The 16,573-nt window shown below is 33.9% G+C and carries 15 protein-coding genes; 7 read left to right on the forward strand and 8 right to left on the reverse strand.

From position 1 onward, the window contains the following. Nucleotides 1-25 precede the first annotated feature (25 nt). From FA046_RS02885 to porX, 5 genes are all read right to left on the reverse strand, one after another. Nucleotides 26-697, reverse strand: a complete 672-nt coding sequence (locus FA046_RS02885; RefSeq protein ID WP_136824852.1) for a M15 family metallopeptidase — start codon at nucleotides 695-697, stop codon at nucleotides 26-28. Then, a complete protein-coding gene (locus tag FA046_RS02890) occupies nucleotides 694-1,638 on the reverse strand; it encodes a YihY/virulence factor BrkB family protein (protein ID WP_136824853.1) in 945 nt (314 codons plus the stop codon). Before FA046_RS02890 ends, FA046_RS02885 begins: the two co-directional genes overlap by 4 nt. A gap of 8 nt (nucleotides 1,639-1,646) precedes the next feature. Continuing rightward, a complete protein-coding gene (locus FA046_RS02895; RefSeq protein ID WP_136825314.1) occupies nucleotides 1,647-2,858 on the reverse strand; it encodes an alanine dehydrogenase in 1,212 nt (403 codons plus the stop codon). Nucleotides 2,859-2,942: 84 nt separating this feature from the next. Then, nucleotides 2,943-3,362 (reverse strand): tRNA (adenosine(37)-N6)-threonylcarbamoyltransferase complex ATPase subunit type 1 TsaE, encoded by a 420-nt coding sequence (tsaE, locus tag FA046_RS02900; protein ID WP_136824854.1) that lies wholly within the window; start codon nucleotides 3,360-3,362, stop codon nucleotides 2,943-2,945. Between the two features lie 11 nt (nucleotides 3,363-3,373). Beyond that, nucleotides 3,374-4,927 carry a T9SS response regulator signal transducer PorX gene (gene porX / locus FA046_RS02905; RefSeq protein WP_136824855.1) on the reverse strand — a complete coding sequence of 518 codons (1,554 nt, stop codon included), beginning with the start codon at nucleotides 4,925-4,927 and terminating at the stop codon, nucleotides 3,374-3,376. Between the two features lie 114 nt (nucleotides 4,928-5,041). Here porX and FA046_RS02910 point away from each other — a divergent pair, with 114 nt between their 5' ends. From FA046_RS02910 to FA046_RS02940, 7 genes are all read left to right on the forward strand, one after another. After that, a complete protein-coding gene (locus tag FA046_RS02910) occupies nucleotides 5,042-6,262 on the forward strand; it encodes an HD domain-containing protein (protein ID WP_136824856.1) in 1,221 nt (406 codons plus the stop codon). Between the two features lie 62 nt (nucleotides 6,263-6,324). Then, nucleotides 6,325-7,377 (forward strand): UDP-3-O-(3-hydroxymyristoyl)glucosamine N-acyltransferase, encoded by a 1,053-nt coding sequence (lpxD, locus tag FA046_RS02915; protein WP_136824857.1) that lies wholly within the window; start codon nucleotides 6,325-6,327, stop codon nucleotides 7,375-7,377. A 7-nt stretch (nucleotides 7,378-7,384) separates the two neighbouring features. Beyond that, complete coding sequence (locus tag FA046_RS02920) at nucleotides 7,385-8,797, forward strand: bifunctional UDP-3-O-[3-hydroxymyristoyl] N-acetylglucosamine deacetylase/3-hydroxyacyl-ACP dehydratase (RefSeq protein WP_136824858.1); 1,413 nt, start codon at nucleotides 7,385-7,387, stop codon at nucleotides 8,795-8,797. Then, complete coding sequence (lpxA, locus tag FA046_RS02925; RefSeq protein ID WP_136824859.1) at nucleotides 8,794-9,576, forward strand: acyl-ACP--UDP-N-acetylglucosamine O-acyltransferase; 783 nt, start codon at nucleotides 8,794-8,796, stop codon at nucleotides 9,574-9,576. Before FA046_RS02920 ends, lpxA begins: the two co-directional genes overlap by 4 nt. A gap of 6 nt (nucleotides 9,577-9,582) precedes the next feature. After that, on the forward strand, nucleotides 9,583-10,203 hold the full coding sequence (locus FA046_RS02930; protein ID WP_136824860.1) for an ABC transporter ATP-binding protein: 621 nt from the start codon (nucleotides 9,583-9,585) through the stop codon (nucleotides 10,201-10,203). 462 nt (nucleotides 10,204-10,665) lie between these two features. After that, nucleotides 10,666-11,238, forward strand: coding sequence for a 5-formyltetrahydrofolate cyclo-ligase (locus tag FA046_RS02935; protein ID WP_225870866.1), 573 nt, complete (start codon nucleotides 10,666-10,668; stop codon nucleotides 11,236-11,238). 366 nt (nucleotides 11,239-11,604) lie between these two features. Further along, the gene (locus FA046_RS02940; RefSeq protein WP_136824861.1) at nucleotides 11,605-13,971 is read left to right on the forward strand and encodes a TonB-dependent receptor; all 2,367 of its coding nucleotides are present in this window, start codon (nucleotides 11,605-11,607) and stop codon (nucleotides 13,969-13,971) included. A gap of 79 nt (nucleotides 13,972-14,050) precedes the next feature. On the opposite strand, the gene FA046_RS02945 is transcribed toward FA046_RS02940, so the two are convergent. From FA046_RS02945 to FA046_RS02955, 3 genes are all read right to left on the reverse strand, one after another. Further along, nucleotides 14,051-15,364, reverse strand: coding sequence for a PQQ-dependent sugar dehydrogenase (locus FA046_RS02945; RefSeq protein WP_136824862.1), 1,314 nt, complete (start codon nucleotides 15,362-15,364; stop codon nucleotides 14,051-14,053). 62 nt (nucleotides 15,365-15,426) lie between these two features. Next, complete coding sequence (locus FA046_RS02950; RefSeq protein WP_136824863.1) at nucleotides 15,427-15,903, reverse strand: helix-hairpin-helix domain-containing protein; 477 nt, start codon at nucleotides 15,901-15,903, stop codon at nucleotides 15,427-15,429. Between the two features lie 100 nt (nucleotides 15,904-16,003). Then, the gene (locus tag FA046_RS02955) at nucleotides 16,004-16,567 is read right to left on the reverse strand and encodes a hypothetical protein (RefSeq protein ID WP_136824864.1); all 564 of its coding nucleotides are present in this window, start codon (nucleotides 16,565-16,567) and stop codon (nucleotides 16,004-16,006) included. Nucleotides 16,568-16,573: the final 6 nt, after the last annotated feature.

Genomic DNA, 16,573 nt, shown 5'->3' on the forward strand with positions numbered 1-16,573 from the left:
TTTAGAACCCTTCTTTAAAAATAAGCTATAACTTTTGGAAAGGAATATCCATTAACGGGTAATTTTCCCAGCCTTTAAAATCAAAATGCCACCATTCACTTTTGATCACATTAAAACCATTTTGCTTCATCATGTTGATTAAAAAGTCTCTATTTTTCTTTTCTTCTGGTGGGATATTTTCATAATCAGCGGCAGCTTCTTTAGTAAAACTATCATAAGGTGTGGGCATTTTTAATTCTACACCAGTTTTTAGATTAATGATGGTTAAATCTACCGCACAACCTCGGTTATGTCTTGATCCTTTATTAGGATTTGCCACATAATCTTTTTTATCAATTGGGGTGAGTTTCCAAAATTTAACGGTAACGGCATAAGGACGGTAAGCATCAAAAATTTTTAAACCTAAGCCTTGTTGGTTTAATTCTTTTTGGATTTTTCGAAGAGCATCTATAACAGGTTTTCGGGCATAAGCTTTCGCTTGATGATAAACAGCAATTCCAGAAAAGTTATCCTTTGTGGCGTACTTGATATCTAATTTTATAGTTGGTATTTCTTTAACAATCTCCTGTAAAATTTGCTCGGGATACTGCTTTATTACCGCCTGATATTCTTTTTGAGATGAAATAACCACGGGTTGCTCTTGTACATTAAAAACCAAATAAAAAGAAGCTATTAAACCTACAGTTAACGCTTTCATTTACAAATTTTTTCTTGATCTATAGGTTGTTTTCCTTGCTCAATTTCCATTTTTTTAACAGAAACCGCATATTTTGATGGTCTAATTTCTTCTCCTCTAACTTTAGCATAAGCCCACGTAAATTCGGCGCCAAAAAACAAAATAGCTGCCGAATAATAAACCCAAACAGCAATAACCACAATAGCACCGGTAGCACCATAAATAGAGCCTATTGCTGCATAAGAAATGTAAAGACCAATTAAATATTTCCCTAACATAAAAAGTAAAGCAGTAAAAACGGCTCCAGCCCTCACATCACGCCAGGGGATTTCGGCATCGGGTAATATTTTATAAATAACGGCAAACAGGCTTACCAAAACACCAAAAGTGATCACGAGGTTAATGATATCTATAAAAACTAAAGTAAAATCAGGTAAAAATCGACTTAGCGAATCGCTTAAAATTAATACCAAACTATTAATCATTAAAGAAACAATGAGTAAAAAACCCAAACTAGCCACCATAGATAAAGATAGAATTCTATCCATCAACAATTTTAACCAGCCTTTTTTTGGCACCGATTTTACTCGCCATATTTCATTAATAGAATCCTGAATCTCTACAAAAACCCCTGTAGCGCCAATTAAAAGGGTGATTACTCCGGTGGTTATTGCAACTGTACTTTTTCCAGAAAGAGCTAAATTTTGCAACATCTCTTGAACTTGTATTGCAGCATCATTCCCTATAAAATCATTGATCTGAGAAAATATTTTTCCTTGCAGCGCCTCTTTTCCGTAAAAAATTCCTCCAATAGATAATAAAACGATGATCATGGGGGCTAAAGAAAATATAGTATAATACGCTAAGGAAGCGCTTAATTTTAAACCTTTATCTTCTAAAAAGCCATTAAAAGTCTCTTTAAAGACGTTCTTGTAATCAAAAATCTTGATTTTTTTAAGCATTATTTTTATTATCGATTGCTGAGTACCAGCAAATTCAAATCTTTATATATCAAATCAAAGCGCTTTGCTAAGTCATTATTTGTCATGGCTCCTTGATAAATGTAAACAGAATTTCTAATGCCGGGCTTTTCCCAAATTAAATTCATTAGGCCTCCCATTTCTCCAATATCTAATAAAATAGGCGTAAAAATATTAGTTAAAGCATAAGTTGCCGTTCTACTTACTCTTGATGCAATGTTAGGCACACAATAATGTATCACATCATGTTTTCTAAAAACAGGGTTTTTATGATTAGTTACTTCTGAAGTTTCAAAACAGCCTCCTTGATCTATACTTACATCAATAATTACCGAATTAGGTTTCATTTTAGCTACTGTTTCTTCTGAAACTATGCAAGGACTTCTGCCATTTGATGCTCTAATGGCGCCAATAGCAACATCACAAGTTTTAATAGCTTTTTCTAATACCATTGGTTGCATTACGGAAGTAAAAAGCCTACTGCCTATATTATTTTGCAAACGTCTTAATTTATATAATGAAGAATCAAAAACCTTTACTTCTGCACCTAAACCAATGGCGGTTCTGGCAGCATATTCACCCACTGTACCCGCACCTAAAATCACAATTTCTGTGGGTGGCACACCAGTTACGCCTCCTAACATTAATCCTTTTCCGCCAAATACATTACTTAAATATTCGGCCGCTATTAAAATGGATGTTGCACCAACAATTTCGCTCATCGCTCTTACTACACTCAGTACATTTCCATCATCACGTAAGTATTCAAAAGCCAAAGCGGTTATTTTTTTTGCCATTAAAGCCAGAATAAATTCTTTCTTCATGGTAGACATTTGAAGAGCCGAAAAAATGATTTGGTGAGACTTCATCATCTCTATGTTCTCCATAGTAGGCGGAGCAATTTTTATGATGATATCAGCTTTATAAACTTCACGAGTATCGTAAACTATTTTCGCTCCCTGTTCGCTGTAATTATTATCGCTAAAATTAGCAGCTAAACCAGCCCCAGCTTCTATCACCACACGGTGACCGTTACTAACTAATAAAGCAACAGAAAGTGGTGTAAGGGCAATTCTATTTTCTTGAAAAGAAGTTTCTTTTGGTATTCCAATATACAGGTTATTTTTTTTGGGCTTTACTTCTTCCAAAGCTTCCTGTGGCTGCATTAAGGCTTGTTTAGCCACTTCAGAAAATCCTCCCATCAATGTTAATCCCATAAAAAATTGATTGTTTTTTGTTTACTGAAATTACAAATTTTACCGAATAGCTAAATATATTTTTTAAGATTATTGTATCAACTCTACCTCAATTAATCTTTCCTTTTCGCTTAGCGTTTTAATCTCTACTTTTAAATAGCGCTGTGGAATTAAATCGGGTATTTTTTCTGGCCATTCTATCATACAATAATTATCAGAATAGAAATAATCTTCGTAACCTAAGTCAAAAGCTTCATTTTGATTTTTTAACCTGTAAAAGTCAAAATGAAAAATGGCAGCATCTTCAATTTTGTATTCGTTTACGATAGAAAATGTGGGACTAGAAGTATGATCGGTAGTCCCTAATTGCTTGCATAATTCATTTATCAACGTAGTTTTACCTGCCCCCATTTCTCCGTAAAAAAGAAATATTTTTTCTTCTTTTGCTGCTTTTAAAATTTGGTTTGCAGCTTGGGGCAATTCACTTACATTCTTAATACTCAGTTGCATCTTCAAAAAAATTATTTGTTCTTATAGGTTGCAATAGGAATAATCATTTCTTCTAATGAGATTCCGCCGTGTTGAAAAGATTCATTGTAATAATTCACAAACTGATTATAATTATTCTGATAAACAAAATAACTATCTTCTTTAGCGAAGATAAAACTAGAACTTACATGTAGTTTAGGCAATAGGGCTTCATGCGGGTTTTTAACCAAAAACACTTCTTTACTGTTATAATTTAAGTTTTTACCTTGTTTGTATCTTAAATTAGAATTGGTGTTTCTATCACCAATTACTTTACTAGGTTTTTTCACTCTAATGGTGCCATGGTCTGTAGTAATCACAAGCTTCACTCTTTTTTGAGCTAGTTTTTTGATCAGATCTAACAAAGGAGAATGTTCAAACCAAGACAGCGTAATAGAACGATAAGCGGCGTCATCATTTGCCAGCTCTCTTATCATTTGCATATCTGTTCTGGCATGAGAAAGCATATCTACAAAATTATAAACAATGGCATTTAAATCATTTTTCATTAAATTATTTAATGAATCATTTAAATCTCTGCCTTGGTCGTAATTTAAAATTTTATGGTAAGAAAACTTGATGTCTTTTTTTACTGATCGCTTGATCTGGTCTTCTAAAAACTTTTCTTCAAACAAGTTTTTTCCACCTTCATCTTCATCATTTTGCCACATATCAGGAAAACGTTTTTCCATATCAACAGGCATTAAGCCCGAAAAAATGGCGTTTCTGGCATATTGGGTAGCTGTTGGCAAAATGCTGAAATAAATATCTTCTTCTTCTAGTCTAAAATATTCGGTAATAATTGGATTAATAATTTTCCATTGGTCATACCTTAAATTATCTATCAAAATAAAAAAAGTAGGCGTTTGCTCACTCAATATTGGAAATACTTTTTTCTTAAATAGTTGATGTGAAAGAGTTGGCGCTTTATCTTGGTTTTGAATCCATCCTAAATAATTTTTCTCAATAAATTTAGAGAACTGCGCATTAGCTTCGGCTTTTTGCATGGTTAAAATTTCATGCATCCCGGCGTCTTCTAACTTTTCTAACTCTAATTCCCAAAAAATAAGTTTTTTATAAACATCTATCCATTCTTGATAACTTAAATTTTCATTTAAAGTCATCCCTAATGTTCTAAAATCTTGCTGATAAGCCATTGATGTTTTCTCACTTACCAAACGCTTATTATCAATTAACTTTTTAATACTCAATAAAATTTGCTTCGGGTTAACCGGCTTTATCAAATAATCGTCAATCTTAAATCCAATGGCATCCTCCATCAAATATTCCTCTTCACTTTTGGTAATCATCACCACGGGTACATCCGGATTAATAGTTTTTATACTACTTAAAGTTTCTAAACCAGTTAAGCCGGGCATATTCTCGTCTAAAAAAACAATATCAAAATCTTTCGTTTTAAATATATCTAGAGCGTCTCTTCCGTTTGTGGCTGTTTCAATATGATATCCTTTTTCGGTAAGAAAAAGAATATGAGGCTTTAAAAGGTCAATCTCGTCGTCGGCCCATAATATATTTGCTGTTTGCATATAATATTGATTCTATTTAAATGGTTATATTGAGACTTTATGCCAAATATTTATTGACACATTACAATAGCGTCAATAAAATTAACAAAATTTGTGCCTCATAATTAAATTAGCTTGAATAAGAATAAAATAATTAACGATCCTGTTTACGGTTTTATAAGTATCAAAACGCCATTACTGTTTGATTTGATACAACACCCGCATTTTCAAAGATTAAGATACATTAAACAATTAGGGATGACACATTTGGTTTATCCCGGCTCATTACACACCAGATTTCACCATGCCTTAGGCGCCATGCACTTAATGCAGTTGGCCGTAGAGCATTTACAAAGCCGTGGGCATGATATTTCAAAAGAAGAGGAAGAAGCGGCATCAATAGCTATTTTATTACATGATATTGGCCACGGACCATTTTCACATGCCCTAGAACATACTATTGTAGATGGTGTTTCTCACGAAAAAATTAGTCGTTTATTTATGGCTAATCTAAACCGAGAGTTTAACGGTCAGCTAAATTTAGCGCTTAGTATTTTTAATAATCATTACCACAAAAAATTTTTACACCAATTAATTTCGGGTCAATTAGATCTTGATCGGTTAGATTATTTAAATAGAGATAGTTTTTTTAGCGGAGTTACCGAAGGCATGGTAAGTTCAGATAGAATTATTAAATTATTAAATATAAAAGACGGTAATTTAGTGGTAGAAGAAAAAGGGATTTACTCTGTTGAAAAATTCTTAATAGCCCGCAGGCTGATGTATTGGCAGGTTTATTTACACAAAACGGTTATCGCAGCAGAACAATTACTGGTCAAAATTTTAGAACGAGCAAGAGAATTAGCCCTTTCGGGGAAAGATTTGTTTGCAACTCCGGCTTTAAAACATTTTCTTTATCATGATATTAGTGAATCAGACTTTGCAGAAAACGAAGAACACCTTCAGTTTTTCTCTTTATTAGATGATCATGATATTATGAGTTCTATAAAAGTTTGGCAATTACATGATGATTTTATCTTAAAAACACTGTGCACAAATTTAATTCACAGAAATTTATATAAAGTAGAAATTAGTTATGACATGCCTAATGAAGAAAGAATAAACCAATTAACCGCCGAAGCAATTCGTAATTTAGGGATAAGTGAAGACGACTCTTCCTATTTTGTATTTACAGATACAATTAATAATATGGCCTATAAAACCGGTAATACCAGTATTAATGTGCTTATGAAAGACGGAAGTTTGCAAGATATAGCTATCGCTTCAGACAATTCAAATCTAGAAGCTTTATCAAAAACAGTAACCAAAAACATTTTGTGTTACACCAAATTTTAAACCTTTCAAATTGTTATTAAATTAACAATTTGTTCATATAATAATATCAGTTAATTTTGAAGATGCAATTTTCAGCAAAAGAGATCAGCTTATTACTGAATGGTAGCCTGCAAGGCAATCCCGATGTGAAAGTTTTTCAGTTAGCAAAAATAGAGGATGCCCAAGAAGGCTCATTGTCTTTTCTTGCCAATCCTAAGTATGAAGCTTTTCTCTACACCACAAAAGCATCTGTGGTTATAGTGAATGAAGATTTATTAATTGATAAGCAGGTAACACCCACTATTATTAGGGTTAAAGATGCTTACAGCAGTTTTTCAATCCTTTTAGAAAAGTATAATACCCTTAAATTAGATAAAAAAGGAATAGAACAGCCCTGTTTTATTCATCCCGATGCTAAAATTGGAAAAGATGTTTACATAGGTGCTTTTGCCTATATAGGCGCTGGCGTGGTAATAGGAGATAGAAGTAAAATTTATCCACAATGCTATATTGGTGATGATGTAAAAGTTGGTGATGATTGCTCGCTGCACTCTGGAGTAAAAATTTATCATGATTGCGTTTTAAAAAATACAGTTACCATTCATTCAAATGCAGTAATTGGCGGCGATGGTTTTGGTTTTGCGCCACAAGCAAACGGAGCATACTCTAAAGTAAGCCAAATAGGAAACGTAGTTATTGAAGATGACGTTGAAATTGGTGCAAATACATGTATAGATAGAGCTACCATGGGTTCTACCATTATTAAAAAAGGCGTGAAATTAGATAACCTGATACAAATAGCCCATAATGCCGAAATCGGACAAAATACTGTAATTGCATCACAAACTGGTATTTCTGGCAGTGCCAAAATAGGTGACAGTAACATTATTGGTGGCCAGGTAGGTATTGTTGGTCATGTTACGCTAGCAAAAGGAACGCAAATTCAAGCAAAATCTGGCATCAATAAATCCATTGAAGAAGAAGGTAAAAAATGGGGCGGTGCACCAGCTACCTCTTATCAAAATTATATGCGCTCACAAGTAATTATTCAAAGATTGCCAGAAATGGAGAAAAAAATAGAAGAACTTCAAAGAGCATTATTAGCACTCCAACAAAATTCTTCTGCATCAAATTAACCTACAAATGAATCTAAGACAAAGAACAATAAAATCAGAGATAAGTGTTAGTGGAGTAGGCTTACACACAGGCGTTAAAGTAACTTTAACTTTTAAACCTGCACCAGAAAATCATGGTTTCAAATTTAAAAGAGTAGACTTACCAGGCCAACCGGTTATAGATGCCGATGTTGATAACGTATCAGACACTTCAAGAAGCACCACCTTAACTCAAAATGGCGCAAGTGTAAGTACAACAGAACATGTTTTAGCGGCTTTAGTGGGTTGCGAAGTAGACAACGTGATGATTGAGCTTGATGCTTTAGAGGTTCCTATTTTAGACGGAAGCGCTATAGAATTTGTAAACGCTATAGAAACCGTTGGTTGTAAAGAGCAAGACGCCGAAAGAGAATACTATATTATTCCGCACAATATTCATTATTCTGAGGAAGATAGAAAAGTAGAAATGGTGGTAATGCCCTTAGATGATTATCGTTTTACCTGCATGGTAGATTATAATTCTCCCGTTTTAGGAAGCCAACACGCTACAATAACCTCAATTACAGATTTTAAACAAGAAATTGCCTCTTGTAGAACTTTTGTGTTTTTACACGAGTTGGAAATGTTATTAAAACATAACCTAATTAAAGGTGGAGACATTAACAATGCGATTGTAATTGTTGACCATGAAATTGATGAACAAGAATTAAAAGATTTAGCCAAAGCTTTTAATAGAGAAGAAATAAAGGTAGCCCGAGAAGGTGTTTTAAACAACATTGAGCTGCGCTATCAAAATGAACCTGCCCGTCATAAATTATTAGATATGATTGGTGATTTGGCGCTTATTGGTACTCCCATAAAAGGTCATGTGATGGCTGCCCGCCCAGGGCACTCTGCAAATGTAGCTTTCGCCAAAAAAATTAAGGCGGCCATTAAAAAAGAGAAGAAAAAGAAAGTTCAGCATTTATATGACCCTACGGTAAAACCATTGTATGATATTGTAGATATCATGAATATTTTACCTCATCGCCAGCCGTTTTTATTTATTGATAAAATATTAGAATTAACAAAAACTTATGTGGTTGGGGTAAAAAATGTAACTATCAACGAAGAGTTTTTTAAAGGTCATTTTCCTGGTGCCCCGGTAATGCCTGGTGTAGTTCAAATTGAGGCTATGGCACAAGTAGGGGGCATTTTAGTGCTAAGCACCGTTCCAGATCCAAGTAATTATCTTACTTATTTTCTAAAAATAGACAAAGTGCGCTTTAGGGCTCAGGTTTTACCCGGCGATACCATTATCTTTAGATGCGATTTAATGGAGCCTATTAGAAGAGGAATTGCACAAATGAAAGGCGTTGGAATGGTGGGAGAAAAAGTGGTGATGGAAGCAGAAATGATGGCGCAAATTACAAGATATAAAGAAACAGAAACACCAGCATGATACAGCCCTTAGCATATATACACCCACAAGCAAAAATAGCCGATAGCGTAGTAATTGATCCTTTTGCGGTTATTCATAAAGATGTTGAAATAGGGGAAGGAACCTGGATTGGTTCTAGCGTAACCATTATGGATGGCGCAAGAATTGGTAAAAATTGTAAAATTTTTCCTGGAGCCGTAATTTCTGCTATTCCTCAAGATTTAAAATATTCTGGCGAACACACCACCGTTGTAATTGGTGACAATACCACAATTAGAGAATACGTAACCATTAACAGAGGTACTGCTGATAGATGGGAAACAAGAATAGGAAATAATTGCTTATTAATGGCTTATTGCCACGTAGCACATGATTGTGAAGTGGGAGACAACTGTATTTTCTCTAATAATACTACGCTAGCAGGTCATATCACTATTGGTGATAATGTTGTTTTAGCCGGAATGGTAGCTATTCATCAGTTTTGCAAAGTAGGGTCTCATTCTTTTGTTACCGGAGGTTCTTTAGTTAGAAAAGATATTCCGCCTTACGTAAAAGTAGCCAGAGAGCCCCTTTCTTATGCCGGTATTAATTCTGTAGGCTTAAGAAGAAGAGGTTTTACTTCTGAAAAAATCAACGAAATTCAAGAAATTTACCGAGTGCTTTTTGTGAAGCATAATAACGTAACTAAAGCTTTAGACATTATTGAGGCTGATTTTAAGCCAACGGAAGAAAGAGACGAAATCATTAATTTTATTCGTAACTCTAACCGCGGGGTGATGAAAAGCTTTGGCAATTCTTAACCTCCTATGCAAATAATTCTTGAGCAAATTGGCAGAAGATTTAATAGAGAATGGATTTTTAAAAAAATTGATTACTCCTTTAAATCTGGCCAATCTTATGCCATTTTAGGCATAAATGGCTCAGGAAAATCTACTTTATTGCAAATGATATCTGGTGCTCTCACTCCTTCTGCGGGTACGCTTTCTTATTCTTTAAACCATAAAGAAATTGCGGTTGAACAAGTTTTTCAACAGTTGAGCATTGCAGCACCTTACTTAGAATTGATAGAAGAATTTACACTTACCGAAGTACTAGACTTCCATTTCAATTTTAAAACCCGCTTAAACAACCTCACCAATAAAGATTTAATTGACCTGCTTAATATGGATAGCAGTAAAAACAAGCAATTAAAACACTTTTCATCTGGCATGAAACAAAGGGTTAAATTAATTTTAGCCCTTTGTGCTGATACGCCTCTACTTTTATTAGACGAGCCTACTTCTAATTTAGATGATCAGGGGATTAAATGGTATAAAGATTTAGTGGCTCAATTTACCGCCAACAGATTGGTTATTGTTTGCTCTAACCAAGCCCACGAATATGAGTTTTGTACTCATCATTTATTAATTTCTAATTATAAAAATTAAAAACGTTTACTTCTCCAAGTTAAACTTCAATTTTAGCAAATACCTTCTATTGTGCCTCACAATAGGCTAAATATTAATTACTTAAAGTGTGATTTTGGTAACATTATTGTGCTGTTTTAAATTACCTGTTTATTTATTTTAGTTTTAATCACATGATTTTAAGTGTATTCATATTTATTTTTAATAGCTATTGCATTTATCAAAAATTAATAACACCTTTGCACTCCCAAAATAATTCGTTTTTATTGCGATTTTAGGTTGATTTAAAGAATTAAATAAAAAGAATAAGATAGTTTTTTCATATAAGTTTAGGTTTAGGTTGATAGAGCGGTCTCATTTTCTGAAAAGAAAAGAGGCCGTTCGTTTTTTAGGAGATTTTAATATCTTTTGTAACTTTAAAACTTAGCTATCGTTCAAATACGATGTAAATCAATCACCATAAAATTTAAATGATAATACCCTTTGATTAAACAAAAGCTTAGAGCTGTAGCGATAGAAAAACGCCGATCTTTATCAAGAGCAGATTATTGGAATTTAAATGATCAAATTATTGAGCAGTTTAAGCTTTTTGACTGGTCGGATTTTAATTATGTGCACCTTTTTTTACCTATAAAAGAAAAAAATGAGGTCGATACTTTTGAAATTCTTTCATTTTTTAAGACAAATTATCCCGATTTAAAAATTGTGGTGCCCAGAACACACTTTGCAGAATTGAGTTTGGCTCATGTACTTTTTGATCATGAACATACGGTATTAAGAAAAAATAAACATCAAATTCCTGAGCCTTTATACGGGCAAATTGTTCCTGTAAACCTAATTGACGCCGTAATTGTCCCCCTCTTAACATTTGATCTTGAGGGAAATAGAGTAGGCTATGGTGCTGGTTTTTATGATCGCTTTTTAAGAAACTGCCGACCAGATATTCTTAAAATTGGTTTGTCTTTTTACCCTCCAGAAAACGAACTTATTGATACCAATGAGTTTGATATCAAGCTTACCCACTGCATTGTTCCTCATAAAACTTACGTTTTTTAATTCCTTATTGTTCTTAAAACACAACATTCTTAGTCTTAGAATTTTATTACGTTTTCATCTTTAAAATTTCCTGCTATATTTGCGCCATCAATAAGGGGTGCCTTGTTTGTGTAAATTTTAGGATAAATGCTAGCTCATATCCTAACACAAATGCAAAAACAGGCTGAGAACATACCCATTTTGGATGTTATAAGTGATAAGTAATTAAGTGGTAAGTTGCAATACTTACAACCTTAAACCTAACAACCTATAACCTTCAAATACACCTGATCCGGATAATGCCGGCGTAGGGAATAGGTAGAAGTTAAATATTTTGAAAATGGTTTACCCCTAAACCAGGTTCTTTAACTTAAAAATTTAAATACATTGAAAAAATTTATTCTAGTGGTTTTTGCCACTTTGTTATGCCCTTATGTTCTTTGGGCTCAGTTCTCTTTGCAGGGAAAAATTACCAATGCAGAAAATCAACAATTATTAGCGGGTGCTACTTTAAGCTTGGATAATAGTTTATTTACCATTCAAACCAATGAAAAGGGTAATTTCCTATTTAAAAATCTAAAAAAAGGCACTTACACCTTAAAAGCAAGCTACGTTGGGTTTAAAACGCAAGACATTACGCTGGTTTTAGATGCCAACAAAACTATCAACCTTACCTTAACTAAAAGCACCTTATTAACAGATGAAGTGATTGTTAGCGCCACCAGAGCATCAGAAAACTCGGCAACTACCTATAAAAATTTATCTAAAGAAGATTTGGAGAAAAACAATTTTGGGCAGGATTTGCCATTTTTGCTCAACCAAACGCCGGGTGCCGTAATTTATTCTGATGCAGGCGCAGGAATTGGTTATACCGGAATTCGTATAAGAGGGTCTGATCCCACTCGTATCAACGCCACTATTAACGGAATCCCTTATAATGATACCGAAAGTCAGGGTACTTTTTGGGTAAATTTACCTGATTTTGCTTCTTCGGTAGATAATATCCAAATTCAACGTGGCGTAGGAACTTCTACCAATGGAGCGGGTGCTTTTGGAGGGAGTTTAAATATCCAAACCACCACTTTATCAGATTCTGCTTATGGCGAAGTAAACAGTTCGGTAGGTTCTTATCAAACTTTAAAAAACACTTTAAAATTAGGAACCGGCTTAATTAACGGAAAATGGAGTTTTGATGGTCGGTTATCAAGAATTGTATCAGATGGTTATGTAGATCGTTCTGCATCTAATCTAAAATCTTATTTCCTTTCTGGTGCTTATTACGGAGAAAACAGCCTTTTACGTTTAAATGTTTTTTCGGGTAAGGAACGTACTTTTCAGGCTTGGAATGGTATTAACGATGAAAAGTTAGCAACGAATAGACGTTTCAATAGCTTTACTTATGATGATCAAACCGATAATTATCAGCAAGATCACTATCAACTATTGTATTCTAAAAGTTTTTCTAGCCAGTTTTCTTTTAATGGAGCTTTGCATTATACCAAAGGAAGTGGTTATTATGAAGAATTTAAAGACGATGAGGAATTAGCAAATTACGGTTTAGACAATGTAGTGATTGGCAATCAAACCATTACCAATACAGATTTGATAAGAAGACGTTGGTTAGACAATGATTTTTATGGTTTAACTTATGCGTTTAATTATACACCAACTTCTGATTTAAATTTCACTTTAGGGGGTGCTTATAATGAATATGATGGCGATCATTTTGGTGAAGTAATTTGGGCAAAATATGCTTCAAACGGTAATATTAGACAACAATATTATTTTGACAATGGTTTTAAAACTGATTTTAATGTTTTTGGAAAAGCCAGTATAGAGCTTAATAAAGTTTCTCTTTTTGCCGATTTACAATACCGAACGGTTAATTACAAATTTTTAGGTTTTGATAACAATTTAAATAATGTTACACAAGAAGCATCCTTAGACTTTATTAATCCAAAGCTTGGTTTCACTTATCAGTTAAACACACAGGGAAACTTTTATGCCTCTTTTTCTATTGCTAACAAAGAGCCCAACAGAAATGATTATACAGAATCATCTATAAATAGCCGACCAAAACCAGAGAATTTGAAGAATATAGAAGCGGGTTATCGTTTTAAAGGTCAAACAATTACAGGCGGAGTGAACATTTATTCAATGCTTTACAAAGACCAACTGGTTTTAACCGGTCAAATTAATGATGTTGGTGCTTATGTTCGTTCAAATGTTGATAACAGCTACAGAAATGGAATTGAGCTAGACGGAACGGTGAAAATAACCCCAACATTTAACTGGGGTTTAACAGCGGCATTCAGTCAAAACAAAGTGAAAAACTTTGTAGAATTTATTGATGATTATGACAACGGCGGACAAATTCAAAATAATTTTTCTAAAACTGATTTAGCTTTTTCACCTTCTTTTGTTGGCTCAAGCACCTTAGCTTATAAACCGTTTAAAAATGGAGAAATTGCATTGCTCACCAAATATGTAAGCAAACAATATTTAGATAATACCTCTAATGATGCTAGAAAATTAAATGCTTTTTTTGTAAATGATATTCGCTTAGGCTATGATTTCAGACTTAAAAAGTTAAAAAAACTAAGTTTAGGCTTATTAGTAAATAATGTTTTAAACGAGTTATATGAGAGTAATGGTTACACTTTTAGTTATATAGCTGGAGGTTTAACAACAGAAAACTACTACTATCCACAAGCAGAAACTAACTTTTTGTTCTCTATGAATTTGAAGTTTTAAGAAATTCGTATGAATAAAAAAGCCTGCAAATTGATTCGATTTGCAGGCTTTTTTATATCTAAAATTTAAAAAATTAGGCTTATTTGCTTTTTACTACTCGCCACACTATTCCTGCGCCATCATCGGCAACTAATAATGCACCGTCTTTTGCTACAGTAACACCAACTGGCCTCCCGTGAACATCACCGTTTTCTTCATCGGCAACAAAGCCTGTTAGAAAATCTTCGGCTTTGCCTGCTGGCTTTCCATCTTTAAAAGGTACAAAAATCACTTTATAACCCGTAAATGACGATCTATTCCAAGAGCCATGTTGACCTACAAAAACTCCATTTTTATACTTTTCCGGGAAATTATTACCATCGTAAAAAGTTAAACCCAAAGATGCGCTATGTGGTGCTAAGGCAAAATCTGGTTTAATTGCTTTAGCAACCAAAGCTGGGTTTTCTCCTGCTCTGCGAGGGTCAACATTTTGGCCGAAATAACTATAGGGCCAACCATAAAACCCATCAGGCTTAACAGAGGTGATATAATCTGGTACTAAATCATCCCCTAATTTATCCCGCTCATTTACTGCTGTCCATAATTCTTTAGTAATTGGGTTCCAATCCATACCAACTGGATTTCTTAATCCTGAGCCATAAATTTTTTCTCCGCTACCGTCAACATTCACTTCTAAAATATTAGCTCGCCTCACTTCATTTTCCATTCCATTTTCGCCAACATTGCTTCCAGAGCCTACAGAAATATAAATTTTAGTGTTATCCGCATTTGCAATCATATTTCTAGTCCAATGATTATTGTAGCCGCCGGCTGGTAAATTCACAATTTTTTTACCTACACCTTCAATTTTCAAATCCTCAGGTTGGTATGCATAAACCATAACTCCATCGGTATTTGCAACATAAAACTTATTCCCAATAATTAACATCCCGAAAGGTTGATTTAAACCGGCTAAGAAAACGCTTTTAGTTTCGGCAACTCCATCTCCATTGGCATCTCTATAAAGCATTATCGTATTAGCGCTTTTTCCACCAACTTCAGAACCAGATAGTCCAACCACAGTACCTAAAATTTTTTGTTTTACCGTTCTTTCTGAATTTGAAAGCACCACTAAAACATCTCCATTTGGTGTGATATAAGTATGACGAGGACTTTTAATTCCTTCGGCAAAGCGGGTAACCGTAAAACCTGCCGGAGCAGTTGGTACTTCGTTATCTTCCCATCCAATAATATTGCTAAACTTCATGTTAGATTCTGAAATTGGGCTTAGAGAATCAGCGTTGATGACCGTTGTTTTGGAATCGGTATTGTTTTGGGACGTTTTATTTGTATTACAGGCGATGGCTAAAAATGTAAAAGACGCTAAAGCCATTAAACTAAAATTATTTTTCATGATGAATGATTTTGATGTTAATAGCTAAAGACAATTATGCTGCCATATTTTTTTAATTAACCTTATCCCACGTTTAATACTTCCGTCCATTTGATTTCAGGTCTGTCTTTTGGGTATCCAAACTCGTTTCTGTATTGCTTTCTTTCGTTGGTAAAGTCCCACCATTTTTTAGCGTAATCCTTATTTTTGGCAAAATCTACTGCCAATCTAAATTGGTCCTCCACACAAGGGTCGGTTTGGTAACCTTTCTTTTTTTCATAAAGGTCAGTCAATTCTGCACCACTTTTTCCATTCAATTCCTCAACGCTGTAATAACCTAAAAAAATCAAGTCTTTTGCAAACTCAATTCCAATTGATGGAATTTGTTGAAAATCGGCTAAAGCATAAATTTCCTTTGCTCTTACGTCCGAAACGTTTAATAGATATGCTAATTCGTCAAAAGCATATTTCAAAATCTCGGATTTTTTTATTTTGTTCTTTCGCAGATTTGTTCTTTCGTTATCGGACAGTTCTAATATGATGTTTGTCTTAATTTTCATAATTCCAAAATGCTATTCAGTTAGTTTGAAATATTGGGACAAAAAGCACTTCGGCCATTTTTGTACAAACTTGCTGTTACCAGTTGGGCTTTTTGACCCCTCATATTAATTTTATCCCTTGTTTTTCAAGTAGGTCGGCTCCCGATAAAACACCAAGACTTCCAATTTTTCTTGTCGCTAATTTATTATGTATTTGATATTTTAATTTTCTCGAAGTCATTTGAATTTCTGTCCAATCCCATAAATTAACGAGTCCATTAATTTTATTAGTTTCTTCCCATTTTAATGCTCCTTTTTCATTAAAATGTCCTATGTGAGATTGATTCAGTTCTTTATCTTTTATACCACCAAAATATAATTGAATAAGTCCCCATCCATCTGTCGAATAACGAAATTTATGTCCATTGCAACGCCTTGGGTCAAGTTCAACTTTTCTAAAAATAGGATTGCCTTTATGTCTTGGTGACCATAATTGAAATGTATTTGCGAATTTGCCACCGTTATGAAGGTCAAACTTTGATGAGATTTCTTCAACTGTTTTGTATTCACTTATTTCTTGTTCATAACGGGAACTTAAATCATAAACACGCAAATCAGTGTCATTGAAAATAAAGTCAAGTATTTTCAATTTATCTGTCTTGTCTGCGAAAAAGTCGTATGTCATTTTCTG

The organism is Pedobacter cryophilus, assembly GCF_005116455.1.
Lineage (GTDB): Bacteria > Bacteroidota > Bacteroidia > Sphingobacteriales > Sphingobacteriaceae > Pseudopedobacter > Pseudopedobacter cryophilum.

What these genes read in the sequence shown, in the direction of transcription:
- FA046_RS02885 (WP_136824852.1), bottom strand. Translation starts at nt 697, where the DNA reads ATGAAAGCGTTAACTGTAGGTTTAATAGCTTCTTTTTATTTGGTTTTT.
- FA046_RS02890 (WP_136824853.1), bottom strand. Translation starts at nt 1,638, where the DNA reads ATGCTTAAAAAAATCAAGATTTTTGATTACAAGAACGTCTTTAAAGAG.
- FA046_RS02895 (WP_136825314.1), bottom strand. Translation starts at nt 2,858, where the DNA reads ATGGGAGGATTTTCTGAAGTGGCTAAACAAGCCTTAATGCAGCCACAG.
- tsaE (WP_136824854.1), bottom strand. Translation starts at nt 3,362, where the DNA reads ATGCAACTGAGTATTAAGAATGTAAGTGAATTGCCCCAAGCTGCAAAC.
- porX (WP_136824855.1), bottom strand. Translation starts at nt 4,927, where the DNA reads ATGCAAACAGCAAATATATTATGGGCCGACGACGAGATTGACCTTTTA.
- lpxD (WP_136824857.1), top strand. Translation starts at nt 6,325, where the DNA reads ATGCAATTTTCAGCAAAAGAGATCAGCTTATTACTGAATGGTAGCCTG.
- FA046_RS02920 (WP_136824858.1), top strand. Translation starts at nt 7,385, where the DNA reads ATGAATCTAAGACAAAGAACAATAAAATCAGAGATAAGTGTTAGTGGA.
- lpxA (WP_136824859.1), top strand. Translation starts at nt 8,794, where the DNA reads ATGATACAGCCCTTAGCATATATACACCCACAAGCAAAAATAGCCGAT.
- FA046_RS02930 (WP_136824860.1), top strand. Translation starts at nt 9,583, where the DNA reads ATGCAAATAATTCTTGAGCAAATTGGCAGAAGATTTAATAGAGAATGG.
- FA046_RS02945 (WP_136824862.1), bottom strand. Translation starts at nt 15,364, where the DNA reads ATGAAAAATAATTTTAGTTTAATGGCTTTAGCGTCTTTTACATTTTTA.
- FA046_RS02950 (WP_136824863.1), bottom strand. Translation starts at nt 15,903, where the DNA reads ATGAAAATTAAGACAAACATCATATTAGAACTGTCCGATAACGAAAGA.
- FA046_RS02955 (WP_136824864.1), bottom strand. Translation starts at nt 16,567, where the DNA reads ATGACATACGACTTTTTCGCAGACAAGACAGATAAATTGAAAATACTT.